Genomic DNA, 270 nt, shown 5'->3' on the forward strand with positions numbered 1-270 from the left:
GTCTTATACCCTATTATACACCCGGCAGCCACTTAGCCCACACGATATGTACCGTCAGGCGACTCACCGTGTGGCTTCCTGATCGCTGACTCCGCATCTCTTTACCCTAGCAAGCCAGCCTCCGCCCGCTTATCTGAAAGACTTGCACTAAAGTGCATGGCTCCAACCCAACGTATTCGTAGAGTGGACAAAACGAAGACAGCGGAACTGCAAAAGCAGCTAGACGACCTGCGAGCCGAGAAAGAAAAGCTCTCTGAGCAGGTCAAAACC

The sequence above is a fragment of the Deinococcus sp. genome, assembly GCF_018260405.1.
Taxonomy (GTDB): domain Bacteria; phylum Deinococcota; class Deinococci; order Deinococcales; family Deinococcaceae; genus Deinococcus.